Source organism: Leuconostoc inhae (assembly GCF_019656015.1).
Lineage (GTDB): Bacteria > Bacillota > Bacilli > Lactobacillales > Lactobacillaceae > Leuconostoc > Leuconostoc inhae_A.
Map to the genome: position 1 here is coordinate 35,381 of NZ_BPKW01000006.1, position 23,581 is coordinate 58,961.

The 23,581-nt window shown below is 36.4% G+C and carries 18 protein-coding genes; all 18 read right to left on the reverse strand.

The features are described 5' to 3' along the window. Window positions 1–22 precede the first annotated feature (22 nt). Complete coding sequence (locus K5Q14_RS05070; RefSeq protein ID WP_220734748.1) at window positions 23–1,030, reverse strand: LTA glycolipid anchor biosynthesis glycosyltransferase, IagA/BgsA family; 1,008 nt, start codon at window positions 1,028–1,030, stop codon at window positions 23–25. Continuing rightward, the gene (locus K5Q14_RS05075; protein ID WP_220734749.1) at window positions 1,031–2,260 is read right to left on the reverse strand and encodes a glycosyltransferase family 4 protein; all 1,230 of its coding nucleotides are present in this window, start codon (window positions 2,258–2,260) and stop codon (window positions 1,031–1,033) included. It lies immediately after the preceding gene. A 146-nt stretch (window positions 2,261–2,406) separates the two neighbouring features. Further along, window positions 2,407–4,188, reverse strand: a complete 1,782-nt coding sequence (locus K5Q14_RS05080) for an ABC transporter ATP-binding protein (RefSeq protein ID WP_220734750.1) — start codon at window positions 4,186–4,188, stop codon at window positions 2,407–2,409. Between the two features lie 2 nt (window positions 4,189–4,190). Next, window positions 4,191–5,909, reverse strand: coding sequence for an ABC transporter ATP-binding protein (locus K5Q14_RS05085; protein ID WP_220734832.1), 1,719 nt, complete (start codon window positions 5,907–5,909; stop codon window positions 4,191–4,193). Between the two features lie 176 nt (window positions 5,910–6,085). Continuing rightward, the gene (locus K5Q14_RS05090) at window positions 6,086–8,068 is read right to left on the reverse strand and encodes an ABC transporter ATP-binding protein/permease (RefSeq protein WP_220734751.1); all 1,983 of its coding nucleotides are present in this window, start codon (window positions 8,066–8,068) and stop codon (window positions 6,086–6,088) included. 31 nt (window positions 8,069–8,099) lie between these two features. Beyond that, window positions 8,100–8,600 (reverse strand): NUDIX domain-containing protein, encoded by a 501-nt coding sequence (locus K5Q14_RS05095; RefSeq protein WP_220734752.1) that lies wholly within the window; start codon window positions 8,598–8,600, stop codon window positions 8,100–8,102. Between the two features lie 57 nt (window positions 8,601–8,657). Further along, a complete protein-coding gene (locus K5Q14_RS05100) occupies window positions 8,658–9,308 on the reverse strand; it encodes a YfbR-like 5'-deoxynucleotidase (RefSeq protein WP_220734753.1) in 651 nt (216 codons plus the stop codon). Window positions 9,309–9,383: 75 nt separating this feature from the next. Then, window positions 9,384–11,936 carry a bifunctional lysylphosphatidylglycerol flippase/synthetase MprF gene (gene mprF, locus K5Q14_RS05105; RefSeq protein ID WP_220734754.1) on the reverse strand — a complete coding sequence of 851 codons (2,553 nt, stop codon included), beginning with the start codon at window positions 11,934–11,936 and terminating at the stop codon, window positions 9,384–9,386. Continuing rightward, entirely contained in the window at window positions 11,923–12,660 is a 738-nt protein-coding gene (locus tag K5Q14_RS05110) for an alpha/beta fold hydrolase (RefSeq protein WP_220734755.1), read from the reverse strand. The genes mprF and K5Q14_RS05110 overlap by 14 nt, the downstream gene beginning before the upstream one ends. Before the next feature lie 51 nt (window positions 12,661–12,711). Continuing rightward, window positions 12,712–13,068, reverse strand: a complete 357-nt coding sequence (yajC, locus tag K5Q14_RS05115; protein WP_220734756.1) for a preprotein translocase subunit YajC — start codon at window positions 13,066–13,068, stop codon at window positions 12,712–12,714. A gap of 84 nt (window positions 13,069–13,152) precedes the next feature. Then, a complete protein-coding gene (gene tgt / locus K5Q14_RS05120; RefSeq protein WP_220734757.1) occupies window positions 13,153–14,370 on the reverse strand; it encodes a tRNA guanosine(34) transglycosylase Tgt in 1,218 nt (405 codons plus the stop codon). A gap of 96 nt (window positions 14,371–14,466) precedes the next feature. Continuing rightward, window positions 14,467–15,078 carry a JAB domain-containing protein gene (locus K5Q14_RS05125; RefSeq protein WP_220734758.1) on the reverse strand — a complete coding sequence of 204 codons (612 nt, stop codon included), beginning with the start codon at window positions 15,076–15,078 and terminating at the stop codon, window positions 14,467–14,469. Between the two features lie 27 nt (window positions 15,079–15,105). Next, window positions 15,106–16,506 carry an MFS transporter gene (locus tag K5Q14_RS05130; RefSeq protein ID WP_220734759.1) on the reverse strand — a complete coding sequence of 467 codons (1,401 nt, stop codon included), beginning with the start codon at window positions 16,504–16,506 and terminating at the stop codon, window positions 15,106–15,108. Continuing rightward, a complete protein-coding gene (locus K5Q14_RS05135) occupies window positions 16,494–17,684 on the reverse strand; it encodes a bifunctional folylpolyglutamate synthase/dihydrofolate synthase (protein WP_220734760.1) in 1,191 nt (396 codons plus the stop codon). The genes K5Q14_RS05130 and K5Q14_RS05135 overlap by 13 nt, the downstream gene beginning before the upstream one ends. 125 nt (window positions 17,685–17,809) lie before the next feature. Continuing rightward, complete coding sequence (gene cshA, locus K5Q14_RS05140; protein WP_220734761.1) at window positions 17,810–19,423, reverse strand: degradosome RNA helicase CshA; 1,614 nt, start codon at window positions 19,421–19,423, stop codon at window positions 17,810–17,812. A 42-nt stretch (window positions 19,424–19,465) separates the two neighbouring features. Continuing rightward, window positions 19,466–20,635 (reverse strand): serine hydrolase domain-containing protein, encoded by a 1,170-nt coding sequence (locus K5Q14_RS05145; RefSeq protein WP_220734762.1) that lies wholly within the window; start codon window positions 20,633–20,635, stop codon window positions 19,466–19,468. Window positions 20,636–20,662: 27 nt separating this feature from the next. Then, window positions 20,663–21,988 carry a UDP-N-acetylmuramoyl-tripeptide--D-alanyl-D-alanine ligase gene (locus tag K5Q14_RS05150; protein ID WP_220734763.1) on the reverse strand — a complete coding sequence of 442 codons (1,326 nt, stop codon included), beginning with the start codon at window positions 21,986–21,988 and terminating at the stop codon, window positions 20,663–20,665. A gap of 118 nt (window positions 21,989–22,106) precedes the next feature. Then, on the reverse strand, window positions 22,107–23,483 hold the full coding sequence (gene rlmD, locus K5Q14_RS05155) for a 23S rRNA (uracil(1939)-C(5))-methyltransferase RlmD (protein ID WP_220734764.1): 1,377 nt from the start codon (window positions 23,481–23,483) through the stop codon (window positions 22,107–22,109). Between the last annotated feature and the right edge of the window lie 98 nt (window positions 23,484–23,581).

Consider the following 23,581-nt stretch of genomic DNA (forward strand, 5'->3'; position numbering starts at 1 on the left):
TTCCCCCACTCATTGGTTGACGCTATCCCTTTAGTACTGTTTCGTAGACTTGTTTCAATTGCTGTCCAATTGCTGGCAAATTTCTAGCTACTGCTAATTGGTATCCTGATTGCGTTAAATCAGGTAATTCATTATTTATAATTTGAACCATTTTAGCATCAAAATCATCTAAATCGTTGGCTTGATAACTGTTAACACCATCTTCTAGCCATTGATGATAGACTGGAATATTTCTCACTAACACTTTTTGTTTTGAGGCTAAGGCCTCTAATACGACAATGCCTTCTGTTTCTTCATACGAAGGATAGAGAAATAAATCAGCACCTTGATAGGCACCTTGAATGACATCACCTGTAATATAACCTGGAAAGATGAGATTTCGTAGGTGATTTTCTTTCACTAACTGTCTTATTTTTTGTGGTACCAATCTTAAATCTGTATAGCCAAACCAAACAAACAAATATTCTGGATGTCTTTTAGCTAATTCAACAAAATCCAAAATACCCTTTCGTTCAAAAAAAAGGCCAACACTCATAATAACTTTTTGACCGTCAGATAAATTGAAATACTCGCGAAAAGCTCTGACTTTATCATCATTTTGCGCATATTTCGCTAGTGAAATACCATTTGATATTGGCGTTATTGGCTGAGTTAACTGGTATCCTCTCAATAATTTTTTTGAATATGGTGTTGGTGTGATCAATGCATCAGCTTTTTGATATAACGATACCAGATAATATTTGAATAATGGTGCAATCATATTAGACCCAGTAAATGAATTTCTAAAATCTTCATATGTTGAATGACCGTGATAGATAACTTTTTTACCCATTTTATGTGCTTTTCTCACCATATTTTTGCTATTAATACCATACGTATTAATATGCAATATGTCGTAATCAACACACTTAGGATCGATTGTTACCTCAACATCAGTGTAGGCTAACGCTTGTTGCTGTAATTTCAAAGCGCGACCAATACCTGATTTAGCAATTAATTTTTGATTTTCAAAATAAAGTAAAACTTTCAATTAATTTCTCCTAAATGGATTTCGTAAAATACGCTTCATGTAACCCACTTCATCGGCTGTTGGGTTTTCATCGTCAGATATATCTGTGTCATGGTAATCAGCTAATACTGTCTCATAGAAATCCAGTACACGATGTGCAAAAGTATTGGCATCAACATCTTTCATTTTTTTAGATCGTATCATTGCATCAGTTTCTGAATTTGGACGGCGTAAGTATTTTTCAATTCCAGCCAGTAATCCGTCATAATCTGACACTAACGTACCAATAGCTTCATGATCTACAAGGTTATCTAAATACGGCGAATGTATGGCCACAAAAGGCCTATTTGCAGCCATTGCTTCAATAAAAGTCAACCCCTGTGTCTCCGTATCAGAAGAACTAACAAACACATTACTCATCTGATAATAATTAATAATGTCATCATGATTCACCATACCTGCAAATATAACTTGTTTTTCTAAAGCAAGTTCACTAACTTGTTCCTCGAGCGACTTTCTAGCAGGGCCATCTCCAGCAATAACTAACCTAGCATCTGGCCAAGTTTGTAATAATTCAGAAAAAGCAGATATTGTTAACGCAACATTTTTTTCAAAGGCTAAGCGACCAAGCGACAAAATAATAGGCTCCTCTAATGAAAAACCATATTCTTTACGTAGATTTTGGTGAGCAACACCAGTACTTGGCAATGATACACCTGTCGGGATAATACGTATTGGCGCTTTAATACCATATCGTATTAATGTTTCTTGAACAAGCTGAGATGGTGCAATGACACCAACCATTCCCGACATATAAGCTTTCATCAATGTGCCAACGCCTTTAGGACCAATTAAAAATCCCCTAGCAACGTAATGTGTATAATCTTCATACATCGTGTGATATGTATGAATCACCGGAATTTTAAGTTGACGTGCCACAAATTTTCCTAGTAATCCTAAAGAAAATTCTGTTTGTGTATGTATAATATCTAGTTGCAATGATTTCGCAATTTCAACAGCTTGAATCAATCCTCGAAAAGCCAACCGCCTATCTTTAAATCCAGCATAAGGTACACTAGAAAAACGATAAATATGCGGTTCAAATTTATTTTTCGAAACTTTAGGGTCAGTTGATGTAAATATATATACTTGATGCCCTTGCGCCTCTAGCGCTTCTTTTAACGTTTTAATCGAAGTAGCAACCCCACTAACTTGTGGGAAATACGTATCCGTAAAGAGACCAATATTCATTGTGTCCTCCAAAGTTTATATGAACATTAAAGAAATTCCATAATGACAATACTGCTATTATACCATAAATTTAAAATTGTCCCGCATACGCAAAAAGCATGCTGCAACCCCAATCGATGTCGTTGCAGCATGCTTTAATTTTCTGATTAATCAAACACCATCTGATTATGATACAACTCAGAATAAAATCCACCTTTTTTAAGAAGAGACTCATGAGAACCTTGTTCGATAACTTTACCGTCTTTAAGCACAATAATTTTATCAGCACCCAAAATTGTTTTCAAACGATGGGCAATCACAAAACTTGTTCTGCCTGCAATCACATTATCCATGGCAGCTTGAATACGAGCCTCAGTTACCGTATCAACATTTGAAGTCGCTTCATCCAAAATCAAGAAAGCAGGATTTGTTAAAATAGTTCGTGCTATCGCCAGTAACTGTTTTTGCCCAGTTGAAAATACCGAATTTTCATCATCTACTATCGTTTGATAACCTGCTGGTAGTGAGACAATAAATTCATGAATATTTGCCTGTTTTGCAGCATTTACCATGTCTTCTTCTGTCGCCTCAGGCGCCCCAAATTTGATATTATCGGCTACAGTTCCACTAAACAAAACTGAATCCTGTAGGACAATACCGACATGATCACGTAACGATTTCAAATCCAAATCGCGTACATCAACCCCGTCAAATTTAACGGCACCATCATCAACATCATAAAATCTATTCAATAAATTCATGACAGTCGTTTTACCTGATCCAGTTGGCCCAACTAAAGCTACCATCTCACCTTTGTTAACCTGAATTGACACATCATGTAAAATTTCTTTTTCAGCTGTATACCCAAAACGAATATTTTCTAGTGTCACATCAGACTTTATTCCGCTTAATTTTTGACCATTGGCTGGATTTATTTCTTCATTTTGATCATGTACATCTGATAAACGACGTGCACCAGTTACCGCTAGCTGTAACATATTATAAATTGATGTAATTTGTGTGATTGGTTGGTAATATTGCTGTGAATAATTAACAAATACAACAATTAATCCTAACCCAACTGCCTTGTCCATGCCTTCAGAAACAATTAACCATGATCCAAAAAAGATCACAATTGCCAAATTCAACAAAGATAACCCTTGCATCAAAGGAAACAACATACCAGAATATACTTGCCCTTTAAAAGTAGCTTGTTTCACTTCTTCATTGTGAGGCATAAATCCCGCAATTGATTCTTCTTGTAGCCCTTGGGTGATAATAATTTTTTCACCATTTATTTGTTCGTTGATGTAACCATTCATGCTACCTGTTGCATCTTGCTGTGCATCAATAAAATGACGTGCTCGAGAAATGATAACCCAAGCAACAAGGATGGCTACAGGCGTTGAAGCCATGGTAACCCATGCTAATTTAACATTTTGATCAAACATCATCCAAATAATACCAACAAATAAAGCAAACTGCGATAGAAGTTGGAAAATTGCCTGATTCATGGCATTAAAAATATTATCTAAATCTGATGTAAATAAAGATAATATTTCGCCATCCCGATGTGTATCAAAATATTTGATTGTCATTCTTTGCAACTTAGCAAATAAGCCAATCCGCATGCGACCAGACGCTTGTGCTGACACGCGAGAAGATAAAAAGCTCGAAATAAACATCGTAATTGCAGTTAAGATAAAGAACAACATCATTGATTCAAATGCGTGATAAAAGGGTGTTTTACTAGCGATTGCACGTGTAGCTGGATTCATATATTGTCCAAGATAATTTGCCAACTCTGTAATTGCTTGACCCATATAAGATGGTGCTTTCACTTGAAAATAAGTTGAAATAATCGTTATCACCACAACAAATGTTAAACTAATCCAGTATTGTTTCAAGTAACTCGCAAAATATTTAATAGCACGTTTTACATCACTCATGTTCAGTTACCCCCTTTCGCTTTTTGCGTTTCATAAATCTCAGTATAAATTGGCGATGATGCTAATAATTCTTTATGAGAACCAATGCCGACTAATTTGCCATCGTCTAATACTAATATGCGATTTGCATGAATAACTGAGCTAATTTTTTCAGCAATAACAAAAGTGGTTGTTTCAGAAAGTTCATCATTTAACGCTTCTTGCACAAGTTTTTCTGATCGTGCATCCAAAGCAGATGTCGAATCATCTAAAATTAAAATTCGTGGTGACCCCACTACACCACGTGCAATAGATAATCGTTGCTTTTGTCCACCTGACAAGTTAGCTGAACGTTCCTCTACCAAATGTTCAAAACCGTCATCATATTGATTGATAAACTCAGCCGCTTGAGCAATTGTCGCTGCTCTTTCTAATTCTTTATTAGTCGCTGCCTTTTTACCTTGACGCAGATTATCTGAAATTCTACCACTAAATAACAGGGCACGTTGTAAGACAAAGGATACTGTAGCTCGTAAGGATTTTTCGTTGACTTCTTTTAAATTGACACCACCTACACTTATCTCACCTTCAGTCGGATCATATAATCGTGGAATCAATTGTGCTAAGGTCGACTTTCCCGATCCAGTAGCGCCAACAATACCAATCATTTCTCCAGATTTAACATCAAATGAAATATTTTTAAGCGCTGGTTGCTCATCCCCTGGATAAGTGAACGAGACATTTTTAAATGAGACATCACCAGACAATTCCTTTTCTGGTGCATCAGAATTATAGGTAAGATCTGCCTTTGTATCCAAGACTTCCTTGATACGACCAAGGGATACAAATCCACGTGAGGCAAATGTCGACATCATGCCACCAATCATAATAGCAAAAAATATTTGCATCAAATATGAAATAAACGATGTAATCGCTGCTAAATCATCTGGATTCTGTACAATATTTCGACCGACAAATAAGACAGCCGCGCCAATAGCTAAATAAGAAATTAACATGAACATCGGAATCATTGTTGAAAACAAATAACCAATGGTCGTTGTCACGCCAGTCAAATGATCTGAATTCTCAGTAAATCGTTGCTGCTCATTTGCTTCTTGATTAAATGATTTAACAACACGCACACCTTGCAAATTTTCTTTGGCAAGTGTATTTGTCTTATCAATTAAATTTTGAATTTGAGCAAAGTATTTACCCATTTGTTTAAAAACGATTTGAGATGCCAATGCAATAAGAATGACCATTAAGATAACAATCCACCAAAGTTTTGGTAAGGTAATTAATGCCAAAATAAATGCCCCAATAAACAGTATTGGAATACGAGTTAAAGATTGTAAAACCATCATAATCAATTGCTGTACTTGGTTAATATCATTGGTCATTCGCACAACTAAATTGCCCGCTGAAAAGTTTTCAATATTACTAAATGAAAACGATTGAATTTTTTGATACTCATGTGCTCGTATATCGGCCGCAATACTTTGTGAGATCTTGGCCGCAAAAATTGTATTAACAACCCCAGCAATCAAACCAATTATCGCTAAAACAATCAACTGTATGCCGTACACCATCACCTTGTTTTGATCATCGGCAATAATCGCTTTCATGACACTTTGCAACAAACGTGGCTGCCATAAAGATGCACCAGCCATAATAACAACAGCAATAATCGAAAAAATAATATCTCGCAAATAAGGTCGCGCGTGTTCCTTTAAAATTTGCATCATAGCTCCTTTTTAAATGATAAATTTTCTAAAAAATGTTACAACATGTATCATTATATCAAATCATCGTGTTGCAGATGTTTTTTGTAAAAAAAAAGCCGCTTTTTTATGAATGGTTCACATTTCACAAGCGACTAAATTTTTTGGTTTACTATTCAACTCACCGATAAATTAAATTAATCAGCAGCTAACGCATCAATTGTATTTAGTTTTGCTGCCCGTCGTGATGGCACAAAACTAGCAATTAATGCAATTAATATTGAAATAACGACTGCAAAAATAACATTACCAACCGATACCTGTACAATACTGAAATGTATTAACCCATTTAAGGCGGCATTCATTACTATTTGTCCAACATAGGCCATCGTAATACCCACTATGGCTGATATGATTCCGATTAGCAAGGCTTCATTTGTAAATAGACCTCGAATATCTTTAGCTCTGGCGCCAAGCGCACGAAGCACACCAATTTCACGTGTACGTTCGGAAACAGACATATAGGTGGTTACAATTATCATAATAGCTGAAACAAGTAATGATATACCAGCAATGGCAGCTAACACATATGATGCCAAACTTGTAATTGTATTAATCGTACTTAAAATATCAGTCATTGAAACGCCAGCATAACTTTGCATACCATTACTTTGTAATTTATTAATACGCTTCATGGTTGCACTAACCGCTTTTGTATCATTTATTTCAACTGCAGCTTGGTTCGCATCTGTTACCGCATTGTTTTTCTTCAAATCATTTTTCATTGTTGCCCAATTTTGAATAAACATTGCCCCCGATTGACCACCATCAGTCATGCCAGCAATTTTTGCTGAAGTGGCAATGACAACTGGGCGATTTGATGAATCAAACGCCATATAGCTAAATGAGATTGTTTTCCCAATCAGCGCTTTATAGTTACTTTGGATTTTTTTAGCGTATGACTGATCAATCAGCACTTCACCAGATTTTGCTTGATGCCCAGCTTTAATTGTTTTTTTAGAAAACTGTGGTGACCATGATTGTATTTGCACTGGTTGTGATTTGACATTGCCATACGTAAATATAGCATTACCAAACTGACCACCAGCATATACCGCGTCAACGCCCTTCACATTATCTAAACGATCTAACATGGCTTTATCCATTGTTGTAGACGAATAGTTTGTTGTCATAGCTCGTGCTGTTGCTTGCATACGTTCTGCCGTACTAGCATCTTTGTCCTGCGTCGTATTACGAACAACAGACTGATAATTTGGATTGACAAGAGAATCAACTTGATTGGCAATATAACCTTTAATGCCATTACCCAAGCCCAAGAAAATAATAACCGAAAACACACCAATTGCTGAGCCTAATATAATCAAGAAATTCTGAAGTTTTTTATACTTTAAATGATCAAATGCCATATCCCAAATTGATGACGCTTTCAAAGGCCTTGATGTTAAACGTTTGGTCACTTCTGGTACTAAAAATTTATCCTTCAAGTACTTTTCTTCATCAATTTTACCATCAGCCATATGTAAAATGCGCGTCCCATATTCTGCAACTGACTGTGAATGCGTGACAACAATAACAAGTTTGCCTTCTTCTGCAATTTGTTTTAATAGCTCAAGCACTTCAATAGTATTCACAGAATCAAGTGCACCAGTTGGCTCGTCGGCAATCATGATATCTGGGTCAGAAGCCAATGCGCGTGCAATAGCGACACGTTGTTTTTGTCCACCTGATAATTGCGATGGATATTTGTTAATATGCTCAGCCAAGCCAACTTTGGTTAACAATACTTTTGCTCGCTCTTTACGTTCAGCAGCTGATAGCGTTGTCATATTCAAACTTGTCTCAACGTTTTCTAAATTAGTTTGATAATTAATTAAATTAAAGCTCTGGAAAATATAACCAATTGTTTCACGACGATAAACATCAAGCTTTTTTTCTTGTCTATGATCAAGCTTATCCCCGTTGACTTCAACTAATCCTTCAAAATTACGATCTAACCCACCAATAATGTTCATTAAAGTCGATTTACCGCCACCTGATTCACCAAGAATCGAAACAAATTCTCCTTTGTCAAATGACAAATCAATGCCATTGAGAACGGGAAATTCTTCTTTACCCAAGTAGTATGATTTTTTAATATTCTGGAGTTCTAAAAATGCCATATTTTCTCTCTTTCAATGATGTTAAATTAAGTCATTCGCCATGTTCACGAATCCAAGGTTTGTCGCTCACTTCATTTTCTGTTAAAACACTATGTATGGTCTTTTGTGCCTGTGGCACAAACATTTTTGGTTCAGGGGAAACTGAAACATATTCTAGCTCAACTGTCTCTGTACCGTCCTTACGTAAGATACCACCAACACAGCGTACTTCAAAACCAATACCAATGGTCTCTTGTGCATCACCCCACGAATTTTTATCTGTGATGTTGGTCGATAACCCTAACATACGCACCACTTCAACATCCAAACCCGTTTCTTCTTTAAACTCTCGAATAACTGCTTGTGTCGGTGAATCACCGTACTCAAGATATCCTCCCGGAAATCCCCATCCGACGTCAGAATCCCAACGTTTTTCAAGTAAAATTTTATCATGTTGTTCATTCCATAAAACGCCATATGCTGATACGAAAATCATGCCTTCATGGCCAATTTTTTCTCGCATACGTGCAATATAATTTTTTTCTAGTACCATTTTTCCCCCACTAACTCATAGATTGACATATCATTATTTTTTAACCTAACCGCTCTGTTATTTTTGAGAAGCGGCAAAATCTGGTAACAAGCTTTTAGCTAAATCATATAACTGCTCTTTACTGATAAAATTTTCCTCAAAAATATCTGGTAGGATATCTGTAGCAATATATTTAACACTTGCCATATCTTTAAATTCGGCTAGCGCTTCTAAACTACTCTGAAAAATATTAACAAACACCGGTTCCGGGTTGAATTTTTCTAATTCCCCATACGCTTCATACATCAAATCCACTTTATCAGAGATAGACAAAATTCGTCCCTCAATACTATCATCCTTGCCTTCGCCAAGTCGTCGCATATAGGCCGATTGAAATTGACGTGGTATTTCAGTTTTAATAAAGTTTTCTGTCATTGAATCTTCGACATCCGCTAACATAGAACGTAAAGTAGACGTTGCATATTTAACTGGTGTTTTAATATCACCAATAAAACGTTCAGTGTAATCATGGTTCAATGCCTTCTCATAGACAAGTTGCCAATTAATAGTAGCCCCATTTTGTTCTTCAACGTCTGCTAAAAATTGTGCTACTTGTGCTACTTTCCACGAATGTGCTGCGACATTATGTGGTTGATACTTAAAAAATCCTGGTGCGCGATTAATTAATTCTAATTGGGTCATCCCCATAAAAAATTCATGCATTGGCATAGTCAACTATCATATATATGACCAACCGTATCTTCATTAGATTAAACGGCTGATATATATTTTCCCTCCTCATATTTAAAAAACGTTATCTTTATCATACACGACTTTTATCTCAGGTGCACGCGCAACTCCCTTATTATTAATTTTCAACAGACCAATCATGACCATTAAAATCCATGATTTTCTAGAATAAGCAACATACATCGGTACCCAATTTTTTGTGAATTTACTTTTATAATGATGTAAACCTTCAAATGAATATACCTTTGATCCAAATTGATAAACCAAGTTAGCTAAGCGCTCTCGTCCGAAACTTTGACGGTGTTTTCCGACATTGGCCAAAGGCGACATCCCAAGATTAAGCGTTGTTAACCCTTGTTCTTTAGCATATGCAATCGTATTGACAAACAAAACATCCATCACGCCATTGGGTGATTTTTTGGTAAAGCGCATCAAGTCAACCGCCATCTGCTGCTCTGTATACGATGTTACAAGTGTGGCAAATGCTTCAATCTGATTATTTTTTTCTAAAATAGCAATTGGATACCTCTGAATATATTGATCATCATAAAAACCTAACGAATAGCCTTTTTCTTCTCGACCTGCGAGCCATTCATTACTAATTGTGCGCAATTGCAGCATGATGTCTTGACTAAAAGGCGGTTGTAATACATGAAATTCAAAGCCACCACGCGTTGCTTGATGCATGACTGAACGTATATTTTGCATCTTTTTACCAGACGTCGAAAATTGCTCAAGTATCACGCGCGCTTCCTCACCAAGTTTAAAGAAATCATATCCAAACTCATGAGCCAACATAGCTATACGTTCACTCACTTCATAAAATACTGGCATGTATCCTAATATATCAGCATCTTCTACAAATTGTTGCATACCCTCAGCGTAGTAATTAGCATCACCAAATGGATCTCCCATCACCATAGCTTTATTATTAATAATTCTAAATTGAATGGCCAATACATCTTTATTATTTACCTGATAATAGTAGAGCCGTTTGTCACCAAGAAATGCCAAATTGGTATAATGTGTGTCCCCAACTGCTAGAATGTTATTTAACCGTTTTTCATCAAAAGTCGAGCCAAGTTGCTGCTGATGCGCATGTAAATATCGTAGTAATAATATACTAAAAATTGATACCATTAGAATAACTGTCACACCCATAATCCACCAATGTACCGATGGCATAATCCCTGTATGTTTTAAATTATGAAAATGCTGTTGAACAAACGGTGCATGAGCAACACCTAGTAATAGATAACTGACTATTAATGTTCCCCAGATAATACCATCAACTACTTGTTGTTCCCAAGAATGAATAAACTGCTGACGATATAATGTTTTTTGGCTCAGAATAAACGCAATGAGTAAAACAGTGACGAAAATCACAGGGGCTATATGTTGATAACTAATTAATGTATAAACAAAAACTAAAATCAATACTAAAATTGTTGATTTATAGGCACGAATCACCTGATTGGCTACACCACGTGCACTAATTAACAGTAGAAATCCTAATATAATGTTTGGTGACTGATTAGCAATGGCATAACCACTTGGTAAAAATAATAACCGATTGAGACCCATAACTTTTTGCGCAACATCTGGCATTGTCCCAGACAACACGAGTAGAAAGCCCAATAAATAAAATGTAATAGTAATCATGCGATGTGTTACAACTGCCGCTACATAGTGAGGAACACCACGATAATCTACATTTAACTTACGCGATAATCTATACACAAATAAGACTAATGCGCTGAACAATGGTAGTATGTTATAGAAAACGCGGTACAATATTAACCAAACTACTGCTTTGCCTTGAGAAATGCCAGCATTTGATAACAATAGCAATATAGCAACATCAAACGACCCCCAACTGCCGGGTGTCATTGATACAAAGGCAATTGTGCTAGCAATAACAAATAAAACCATCATCATACTAACCTGAATTGACGACACACCAATTGTAATGCCAATAATGATAAACAAACCCATTTGCAATATCAATGCTAAGCACGAAATTCCTATAAATTTTTTTGCGACTACACGCTTCATACCTAGCCATAACTGTAATTTAGGAATGAACGATATCATAACAATAATACTAGTCATCATTAAAATGGCAGCTAACCATGCCATGGTACCGTCAACCGTCGGCGTAGCTTTTAAAATTAATGCTACAAAAGCAAAAATACTTGTCAATAACAGGCCTGTCAAACTCAATACATACATTTGAAAATAAGGCTTTAATTGATTTGGTTTATTTTGATCAAAAAAAAGTATGCGCCTTAAAAGCATACTAACAGTACCTGCAAAACCAGCATTTATATTAAAAACATTGATTAACCATGCACGTTGATATAACTCAATTTTTTCAATACGATATTTTTGCCATTTGGCCAAAATAATATCATTGTAGGTGGTCACTAAAACAGATAAAAATCCAAATATTATCAATAATGCCGCTTGCCACCAAGCAACCTCATTAATTGTTGCTATAATCATGCGCCATGTAATCTCACGTGTCATAAATATCAATTGCATGACAAGAATAATTGTTGTCGTTGGCACAATTAATCGTGATAAAATATGTTTAATCTTTGTCATTAACTATTCCTCTACGTAAAAATGGCATAACCAGCTGGCTAAATTTTTTGGGATTAGTATATGTTACAAAATGACTATGTCGTTTTATAATCATAATCTCCGAGTTTTGTATCGCATGTGCAATATAATTAATATGACGCCGCTTAACTAAATCAAACTCACCAATTACTATCAACGTAGGTGCCTTTACAAAAGCCAAATCTGCTAATGTGATTTCTAACGATTCACTCATGATATGTAGCTGTTCATGGCGTCTTCTAGCATAATTACTGGCATGTGCAAGCACACCAGTGAAAAATTGTGCCATACCATCAATAAACCAAAATATTTTATAAACACCATCTTTTGATACATTAGGTGCATTAAGCACCATTCTCGTGACATTTTCAGGATAAAGCGTTGCATATTTGATTGCAATATTTGCGCCATCACTATAACCCAACAAAAAAATGTGATTAACGCCTAATTTTAAACGTAAGGTGTTAATATCTAATATAATATCCGTTATTTTAATGCTTTTTTTTGCATTAGAAGAGCGACCATGTCCACGCGTATCAATGGCTATTACATGAAATAATGTTTCGTATTGTGTTATTTGACGACGAAAATATCGCGCTGAACTACCATTTCCATGTAATAAAAATAATGTTTGATGATTTAATTGACCATATTCATCATACACAATTTTAGTATTATCACTCATGATTAGTGACTTTGTTATCATTTTATATTACCATCCAAAAAAGAGAGCAACTCGCTCTCTTCATTATATTGCCTATTTTTCTGAAGGTTTATCAGAATCAACCGTAATTTTTTCAACAGTATCTTCAGAAGGCTTCAAGTCTTCAACAGCTGTCTTTGGTTCAGTCGTTTCAACTTTTGGCTTAATTGTTCGAATAGCTGCCATATCAAATGTTAAAATAACACCCTCAGCATCCAAATCAACTGTTTTGTTAGCAGCATCTACACTGCTAACAATCGCATGCAAGCCACCAATTGTTACAATTTCTGACCCTTTTTCTAAGCTATTTTGACGTGCTTCTTGTGTCGCACGTTGCTTCTTTTGCTGACGGCTCATAAACCAAAACATACCAACAATTAGAATAACTGGGAAAATCAAACTCAAGTTCATATTAGTATTTCCTACTTTCTTAACTGTGTGAACTGTTTAATAATCACACTATACATTAATTATATCAAACTCTGCGACTTTTTTTTAAAATAAACGCGCATTTGGCTTATTATAACCATATTCTTCCATAACTGTCTCGCGAAATTCCAATAATTCGTCATTTTCAATCGCTGTTCGCATATCTTCCATAAACTGTAATAAATAACGTAAATTGTGTTGTGACGCTAACTGTGCCCCTAGAAGTTCGTTGGCATTAAATAAATGATGTAAATAAGAGCGTGTTAAATTTTGAAAGGGATTGTAGTTGGGATTATCAAACTGGCTTTGATTACCAAATTGATTTGTTCGAATTGGGTTAGTTGAATAATAACTCAAATCCGGATCTAAAGGTGTAAAGTCATTTTTATACTTTGAATTTTTAATAACCACACGGCCATGACGTGTCATTAGCGTGCCTTTGCGGGCAATACGTGTTGGCAAAACTGAGTCAAACATATCTACACCCCGGATAACTCCGTCTATCAAAGAATCTGGTGCAGCAACACCCATTAGATAACGTGGCTTATCTTCCGGCAATAATGGCATGGTGAAATCTAGTACGCGGTTCATTTCTAACTTTGATTCGCCAACTGAGAGGCCACCAACCGCATATCCCGGCAAATCCATGCCTACTAAACCATTGGCTGACTCTGTACGTAAAGCTTTAAATCCTGCGCCTTGAACAATGCCAAATAATCCCTGCGAATCTGGGTTTTTATGAGCTACTTGTGCGCGTTCTGCCCAGCGCAGTGATCGCTGCATTGACTCCTTAATATAATCATAACTTTCAAAATAAGGAATTGCCTCGTCAAGTTGCATCATGACATCCGAACCTAAATTGTTTTGTATTCGCATAGCCACTTCAGGTGACAAAAACATTTTATCACCGTTAACGTGGTTCTGGAATGTTACACCCTCTTCTTGCAACTTACGCGCATCAGATAATGAAAACACTTGGAATCCACCAGAATCCGTTAAAATTGCCTGATCCCATCCCATATATTTATGTAAGCCACCAGCTTGAGCAATCAATTCATCTCCTGGACGCACCCATAAATGATAGGTATTACTTAAAATAAATTGCGAACCCATATCTTTTAGCTCTCGTGTTCCCACACCTTTTACTGCACCTTGTGTACCAACAGGCATAAACATTGGTGTTTCGAAGGTACCATGCGGCGTATGAATGCGACCACGGCGTGCACCTGTATGTTTTTCAGTATGGAGATGTTCGTACCATACTGCTGGTTTTTTATTTGTCATTTTTTCCTCGTTCATTATACAATTTCAGTCCACTCCATTTTACCAGTTTTATCTATACAAAAAAAGATTTTACCAAAAATAATAGCAAAACCTTTTTTAGACAATACTTTTTAATGGCGCGTTTTCCGACATACTCCAGTAACTATCACGTGTTACGATAAACGAATCTAACATTGGCACTGTCATTTGTTCACCAAGCAACTTTAATCGTTGACTAAATTGCACATCAGCATCCGATGGTTTCAAATTCCCACTCGGATGATTATGCACAATCATAAATCCCAGTGCATTGGCACGCAAGGCACGTTGGAAAATTTCACGTGGCGAAGCTTGGACATGCGTTAAGCTGCCTACAAAAATCGTCTCCCAACCAATAACACTTAGCTGTGCATCAAGCAACGCAACACACAATTGTTCTTGAGGCAAATGACCAATTTGTCGTTGCGCATAGTAACCAATTTCTTCTGAAAATTTAGCGCTTAATAATTTTGGACGTGTTGCCATAGCAATATGTTTACCAATATCTACACCAATAAGTAACGCTTTATTTTGTGTTGGATTTTGTGAAATAAAATCTTCTGCAGCATCGTGCGTCATTTCATTCAAATCATAATCATTTGGAAAGTGATGTCGTAATTCTGTTAATGCGTTTTTGCCATTTTGACCAAGTACTGTATAAAAATTTTTTATTTGTTCATTTAAAGTCATTATTCACCTCTAAGAGATGATACGTAATTAACCTTTTTTATTCACAATTGTTACAGCACAAACAGAAATAATTGCTGCTAGCACAATTAACAAAGCATCTAGTCTAAATAACCATGTCGCACCTAAGTGGGTGGCGATAATTAATTGTTTGGCAGAGTCTGCATGCTTTTGGAAAATTGAAATGATGCCTGCAGCTAAAGCAATACCAACTGCCGCTGAATAATTATTGGTAGCTGTAAAAATCGAATTTCCTGCACTTTGATAATCGGTGGGTACATGACTAATTGCATAGGTCATATTATTACCAAACCAGAAGCCCGCGCCAAGTTGAATAACCATAAAACTAAATAGCATACCGTATAAACTAATTGGCAACATCGCCATCATAATTGTGCCAATAAATATCAGTACCAAACCAATTATGATTGGTAGTCTTGCACCATAGTGATCATAAAGTCGACCTGATATAATCGCCATTAACGCATAACCTAAAGCGCCTGGTAACAGGGCCAGACCTGCAACCTGTGAATTTTGAAATAAAACCATTTGTATTGTCATGGGCAATGCATAATTAAAGGTTAAATTAACAACTTGCGTTATAAATGAGGCAGTGATGCTTAACGAAAATATATTGAATTTGAAAATATTTGGATTTAACAATGGATTAACAACATGTTTGGCATAAAACAAATAGCCAATAATACCACCAAACATAATCAAAAGCAAAATCATACTCGTAATATTTGTCACACCGTACGTACTAATACGCTCAATAACAAAAATTCCAGCTACAAAGAATGCACTTAGCAATAACCACCCAACTAAATCCAATTTTTCTTTTGTTAAGCGTGACACTTGCCTAATAGTAAACCATCCAAGAATCAACGACCCCATTTGAACTGGTAAAACAACCCAAAAGACTGTACGCCAACCAAAATTCTGAGTTAAATAACCACCAAAAGCTGGCCCAATTGCTGGCGCAAACGAAATAATTAGTGATCCTATCCCAACCATTGTGCCGCGTTTGTTTTCAGGTACTTGTTCAAAAATAACATTGTACATAAGCGGCATACCTACGCCACCACCAATACCTTGTAATAGTCGACCAAATAATGTTAATTCAAAATTACCACTCACAGCATCGATCAGCACACCAACAATTGAAACCACTGTTGCCACCATAAATTGGCTTCTATTTGTAAAACGTTGTTTTAACCATGGTGATAAAATAACTACCATACTTGTCAATAAGATAACGCCAGATGTCAGCCATTGCACCGTACTAGATGTCACATTAAATTCTGTCATTAATAGTGGAAAACTAACATTCAACGCTGTTTCCAGCATGATGTCAGAAAATCCCAACAACCCTATTGCCACGACGCTAAGAATTAAACGTGTTGATAATTTTCCTTCTAATTTTGGCATATCTCTCCTCGTACTTCACTAACAAAATATAAAGAACCGGTAAAAATCGTCATATCTGTGTTGCGTTGATGATATGCTTCGTGCCAATTATGAGCCACTTTAACACCATATTTTTGTGACACTGTCTCAATATCTAAGCTATGACGCCCATTTGGACCAACAAAAGGCACCAATATAATCTGGAAACGCTTATTTTTCAAAATATCATCAAAAGCAAATACAACATTTTTATCGCTTAAACTGCCAATAATTAAGGTCATTGTCATTGCTTGATAAACAGGCGTATTCAGTGACTGATAAAGTTCTTTTAAGCCTTGAGCGTTATGCGCACCATCAATCATAACATCTGGCTTAATGAGTTCAAAACGTGCTTCAAAATGGCTCTCTCTTAATCCCTGTTGAATATCGCTAGTTTTAATATTACTATCAAAAGCCTCGACAGCTGCTACTGCTGTCGCAGTATTTTGAATTTGATATTTACCTGGTAAACCTTGTTCAAACACGTTCAGTTGCCCTTGAATCAAAGCTACTTGTGCACGCTTAGCAATCACTCGACGGGCATTTTCAGGTAAATTACCAACGACAACCGACATATTATTATGAATAATACCTGCTTTTTGCCATGCAATTTCTTCAATTGTATTACCCAGTAATACTTGATGGTCTAAGCCAATACTCGTTATTACAGCTACTTGTGCATTTGGCATAACATTAGTTGAGTCCAACTGCCCACCAATACCGACCTCAATAACTAGTGCATCTAATTTTTGTTGTGCAAAATAGGTAAACATAACTGCTGTCAATACTTCAAATTCTGTCGGTATATCTGGGGCCAATTGTATATCTACTTTTTTTAAAGCTTCAGTAACTTTTTTTGTCATGGTTACTAAATGTGCTTCAGGAATCATCTCATTATTAATTTGAATACGTTCACAAAAATCAATAATATAGGGAGAAACAAATAAACCGGTTTTGTATCCTGCCACACGTAAAATATTGCTTGTCATGGTAGCTACAGAACCCTTACCATTTGTGCCTGTTACATGTATAGCAGGTGGTAACTGATCTTGTGGATTTCCTAACGTTTTAAGTAATGCGTACATTCGATCCATTGATTCTTTTCGACTGCCTTTTGGCCGCCCATGTATAAAGTTAATGGCATCTGCAACTGTTTTCATTTTAGTCTCCATATTTATAGCAAAACAATGAAAAAACCACCCAAATGTTGTTTGGACGGTTTCATCGCATGTGTTTAAGCTGTCATACTTTATTAATAAGAACTCGCTTATACACTTTCTACTAATTAATCTTTTTCACGTACTGTAAATTCACGACGTTGACGCGGTGCGCCACCATTGTTTGAATGACGTTCTGTTGAGCGACCATCACGACGCTTGTAATCACTGAAACGACGTTCTCCGTTTGATCCTGAACCACCGTCACGTGATGATTCACGACGTTGTCCGCCGCCACCATTACTAGAACGTGAATCACCATTACCACTTCGACGATCACGGTTACCTCGATAACCACCACCGCTGTTTCCACCACGACGGCGATCACCACCACGGCTACCACCACCATTACCACGGCGTCTTGGTAGTGGTCGTTCACGAGTAATTTCAACTGGTGTATTTTGCTTTTCTAGATCAGCAACTGATGATAACAATGCAGCAGCCAATTGTTCAGATGAATACTGTGCTGTTAATTTATCAACTTCTGATTGAATTTCTTTGGCATTAGCTGCCTCAACAATTTTGCTAACTTCACCAGCTGCGTTTTTGATTTTGCCAACACGTGCATCTTGTAGTGAAGCAGGTTCCAATGCTGTCATACGTTTCTTTGTTAGGTCTTCAACAGCGCGTAAGTAGTCCATTTCATTAGGAGAAACAAACGTTACTGATACACCCTTAGCTCCTGCACGACCAGTACGGCCAATACGGTGTACATAAGATTCTGGATCTTGTGGAATATCAAAGTTATAAACGTGAGACACATCTTTAACATCCAAACCACGAGCCGCAACATCTGTCGCAACTAAGATATTAATTTCATGTGACTTAAATTGCGCCAAAACACGCGAACGCATTTGCTGAGTCAAATCACCGTGCAAACCAGAAGCATGATACCCACGAGCTTCTAGGCCACGAGCTAATTCTTCAACACGGCGCTTTGTGCGACCAAACACAATCGCCAACTTTGGTGCTTGCACATCAAAGATACGCGTCATTGTATCAAATTTTTCATTTTCACGCATACGAACAAAATATTGGTCAACCAAATCTGTTGTTAATTCTTTGGCTTCAATTTGAATATGTTCTGGATTCGTCATAAATTTGACACCAATGCGCTTAATTGCTGGTGGCATTGTTGCTGAGAACAATAACGTCTGACGTTCAGCAGGTGTGTTCTTAATGATTGATTCAATATCTTCTAAGAATCCCATGTTCAACATTTCGTCGGCTTCATCCAAAACTAATGTTTTAACATGTTCAATTTTAACAGTCTTACGATTGATATGATCAAGTAAGCGACCAGGTGTGCCAACTAAAATTTGTGGATGTGACTTCAAATTTTGAATTTGACGACGAATATCTGCGCCACCAAAAACAACTTGAACATCCACATGCTTATCACGGCCCAATTTTTTTAATTCTTCAGCTGTTTGAATAGCTAATTCACGTGTAGGTGACACAATTAATGCTTGAATATTTTTGTTATCTAAATCAATGTGTTCCAATATTGGCAAACCAAAGGCAGCTGTTTTACCAGTTCCTGTTTGCGCTTGACCAATAACATCTTTACCAGCAAGTGTTAAAGGAATCGTTTTTTCTTGTATCGGTGTTGCTTCGACATAACCATGTGTTGTAATGGCATCTAAAATATCTTGTGATAAACCTAATTCACTAAACTTCAAAATTTTTCTCCTCTGCGCTCTTTGGCGCGTAAGCGATTAAAATTATTTTATGATTTTAATCGCTGTCATTTGTGCAAACAGCTGTTTAGCTAACGGTTGCCAGCTTTGCCCTTTTACATTTTCATTACTCATCAAGATCACAGCATCTTGACCATTTTTTGTCATTATGACTGTTGGCTCAAACCCTAATATAAAACCATGTGCTGTGCTGTACTCGTCATAATGATACATACCAGATGCATAGTGGCTGGTTACAGGATGTTGCCACATCGTGTTCAATGTGTTTTTATTTAACATCACATGATCAATTAACAAACGATAAAAAGTATACAAATTACCAGTTGTCATCGCCATATTGCCAGTGCCAGTTTCAAAAGCATAAGACAGTGCACTTTCTGATGCTAATTGGCTATAATCAGCATTTTTATAACCAATAGTCCGATGTTGATTTCTCATAAAATCTTTATAATCTGATACATTCAAATGATACTTTTTATTGAACGCTTCATTGAACAGTTCCGAATAAGTTTTATGTGTGATTTTCATCAGAATACCAGCCAATAAGCGATAATTAATTGGTTGGTATGACCACTTGGCTGAGTTTATAACTGTTGTATGTTCAGCATCAAACGCAACATTTTCAGCTTCCGTAGTGAATACACTGGCATTCGCTTTTTCTGTTAATCCACTTGTCATTGTGAGCAATTCTTTGATTGTCACTTTATTAGCATCAGGTATGTTCGGATAGTATTGACTCAATAACGTATTGAGTTGCAATTTTCCTGCATGAATCTGTTGCATAATTAAAGTCGCAGTAAAACCTTTTTGAATTGACGCAATTTGGTAAAGAGATTGTGCATCATTTAATCGATTTTTCTTTTTATCAGCATAACCAAAACCTTTTTGTAAAATCACATGATTATTTTGAACGACTAAAGCTGTACCAATAAAACCTGATTCCTTTAATTGTGTATTGAAACTAACCGACAAATCATTATTTTCCAAAAAAACATTTTGGTTTAAGCCTTTTATGACACCTTTAGATGCTGGTTTATCTGCTTTTTTAACTACCTTTGACTCGGGTTTCGAAGTCACTGGCTTATGTTTTATCAGATATAAACTGCAGATGCACAAAATAATGACAGTTAATAGAATTGCACAAATTCGTTTCCATCGTTTAGATTGCAGGCGATAATGCTGTGTCCGTTTCATTATTGCATCCCCAATTCAATAAAAAACTTATGTCATTAATGCGTTAACAACGGTTTCTAGATGTATACCATGACTTGCCTTTAACAAAATGACATCATCTTTCTCGCCTAGCGTTTGTAACTCTAAACGTAGTCGGTCTAGCTGATCTATTTCATATTGATGCAAATCTACTGAATCAACATGTGCTTGTATAATTGGCGCCATATTTTTATTCATTAATGGACCAACTAAATAAACACCGTCAACATCTGAATCCAATACCTTTTGTCCTAAATTAGCATGCAATGTATTTGCTTGATCGCCTAATTCTAACATATCACCCAGTACCACATATTTGTGTGGTGCTGGTATTGCTTTCAATGTCGCCAAAACTGCTGCCACTGCCGTTGGATTTGAGTTGTACACATCACTAATCAAAACAACACCGCGAGCTGTAACGAGCCTTTCTGTGCGATTTTTAGTCAAATCAAATGTTTGTAGCGCCTTTACGGCTTTTTTTAAGTCAATATGTAATAAGATACCCGCTGAAATTGCTGCGAGCGCATTCATAATATTATACCTACCAATTAAAGGAATTGCAAACTGACTATTGTGATAAACAAACATTGTGTGATCTGAAAACGCTTTTATGTCATGAACGTCTTGTCCAAACCGAATGATTTTTTGTTGAATCACTGCCTTTGTCAACAAGGGTTCGTCAAACGGAATAAACAATACGCCATCATTTTTTAAACCACTAACAATTTCTAACTTTGCACGCGCAATATTTGCACGTGTTTTAAAAAATTCAATATGTGCTTCGCCAATCATGGTAATCACAGCCACATCCGGTTTAACTAGATGAGACAAAATAGTTAACTGTCCTGGACGATCCATCCCCAACTCAACCACTAAAACTTCCGTATCCTCTGGCATCGTAAGCAGTGTCATTGGTACACCAATTTCATTATTGAAGTTTTCTGGTGTCTTAAATGTACGATGCGATGTAGCCATTATTGAGAACAACATATCTTTGGTAGTTGTTTTACCATTAGAACCAGTAATAGCAATGACTATCGGATTAATTTGATTACGTTGATATTCTCCCAACTGTTGTAAGGCAGTTAGTGTATTATCAACTATAATTGCTGGTATTTCAGTATTTATGACATGTTTATTGTCAACTAATACTGCGGCAGCGCCGTTATCTAATGCATTTTGAATATAGTTGTGCCCATCGTTATCCGTAACCAATGCAACAAATAAGTCACCTGTTGTTACCTGTTGCGAATTAAACGCGACACCTGTTATTAACCCATTTCCCTGAGTTGGCGCTTTTAATATACGGCCAATTTCTGTTATTTCATAGTTCATTTGTTCTCCAAAATAAAAGTGCTTTGTCGACCTACTATCGATACTTTCCCAGTTGACCGTGAGTAGTCATACAATACGCTAACAAGTAATCACTGTTTTTTACTATACAGCCATTATATCAAGAATTTTTCTTGAATATTGTAATACTTTCAACATGAGATGTTTGTGGAAATTGATCAACTGGCACAATAGGGTCATCAATATGGTAGCCATTTTGAATAATTTCAGCTGCATCACGTACTAATGTTACCGGATTACAACTAATGTAAACCAATTTATCTGGTCCCATTTTAGTTGTTGCCTGAATTAACTCACCAGTTAATCCTCGTCGTGGTGGATCAACAAACACAACGTTTGGTTGTAAACCTTCTGATTGCCATTTTGCAAATTGTTTTGGTGCATCGGCAAGGATATAAGCAGCATTGTTAATGTTATTGGCACGCATATTACTTTGAGCATCCGCCACTGCACCAGGAATGACTTCAACGCCAATTACCTGCCGAACGCGATTAGCAATTGTTATGCCAATCGTACCAATACCGGAATAGGCATCAATAACAACATCTGTTGGTTTAAGTTCAGCCTTTTTGGCAGCTAAATCATACAACACTTCCGTTGTTTGTGGGTTAACTTGATAAAACGAGTTTGGTCCAATAATAAAATTGTACCCTAGTAACGTATCGTGAATAGCATCTGCTCCCCAAAGCGTTCTATTATTTGGACTCAATAGAACAAAATCTTTCTTTGGACTAAAATTAAATATTAAACTTTTAATTTCAGGTAACTGCGCCACAATATCCTGAACAATTTCTTTTTCAAAATTAATAACGCTATCATTTGATACGAGCACAACCATTAATTCATGCGAATAATAGCCACGTCGAATCATAATGTACCTGATCGTTCCTTTTTCCAAATCAGGATCAAATGCACTGATTTTATAATTTTCTAGCACCTGCCGTACTTTAATAATGGCTTGATCAATAGCTTGATCGTTAACAAAATAATCTGTCATAGGCACTAGTTCATGGCTACCACGTCGGTAGAACCCACTTGTCAAATGACCTTCCTGCCACTTAACTGGCACAATCGTCTTATTACGATAATAGGTTGGATTTTCCATCCCAATCGTATTTTCAACTGTCACTGCCATGTTTTTTTCTTGGAATAGTCTCTGAATTTGATTTTGTTTTAACTCAAGCTGTGCGTCATATTTAAAATTCACAAGTGGTGCAGTACCAGCAGCAATCAAATATTGGCGATGACTATTTTGACGTTTACTTGATGCCTCAATGATTTCAATAACCTTAGCGTAACCAGAAAATTTGTCTACTTGAATTACTTCTAAAAGTACTTTTTCACCTGGCATCGCATCAGCAATATACAGCGGATATGTCGGTGTCAAATGAACAACTCCCATGCCATCAATCCGTATATCATCAATTGTTACTGTTATTTTTTCATGCAATTTCACAGGGAGAATTGTTCGAGCCATAATATGAATATATCGGAATTAAGCTTTTGCGATAACACGTTGTAATTTTGTCTTGTCGCTCACTTAATTATCTCCAGATATTTTCCCTTCTTAAATTA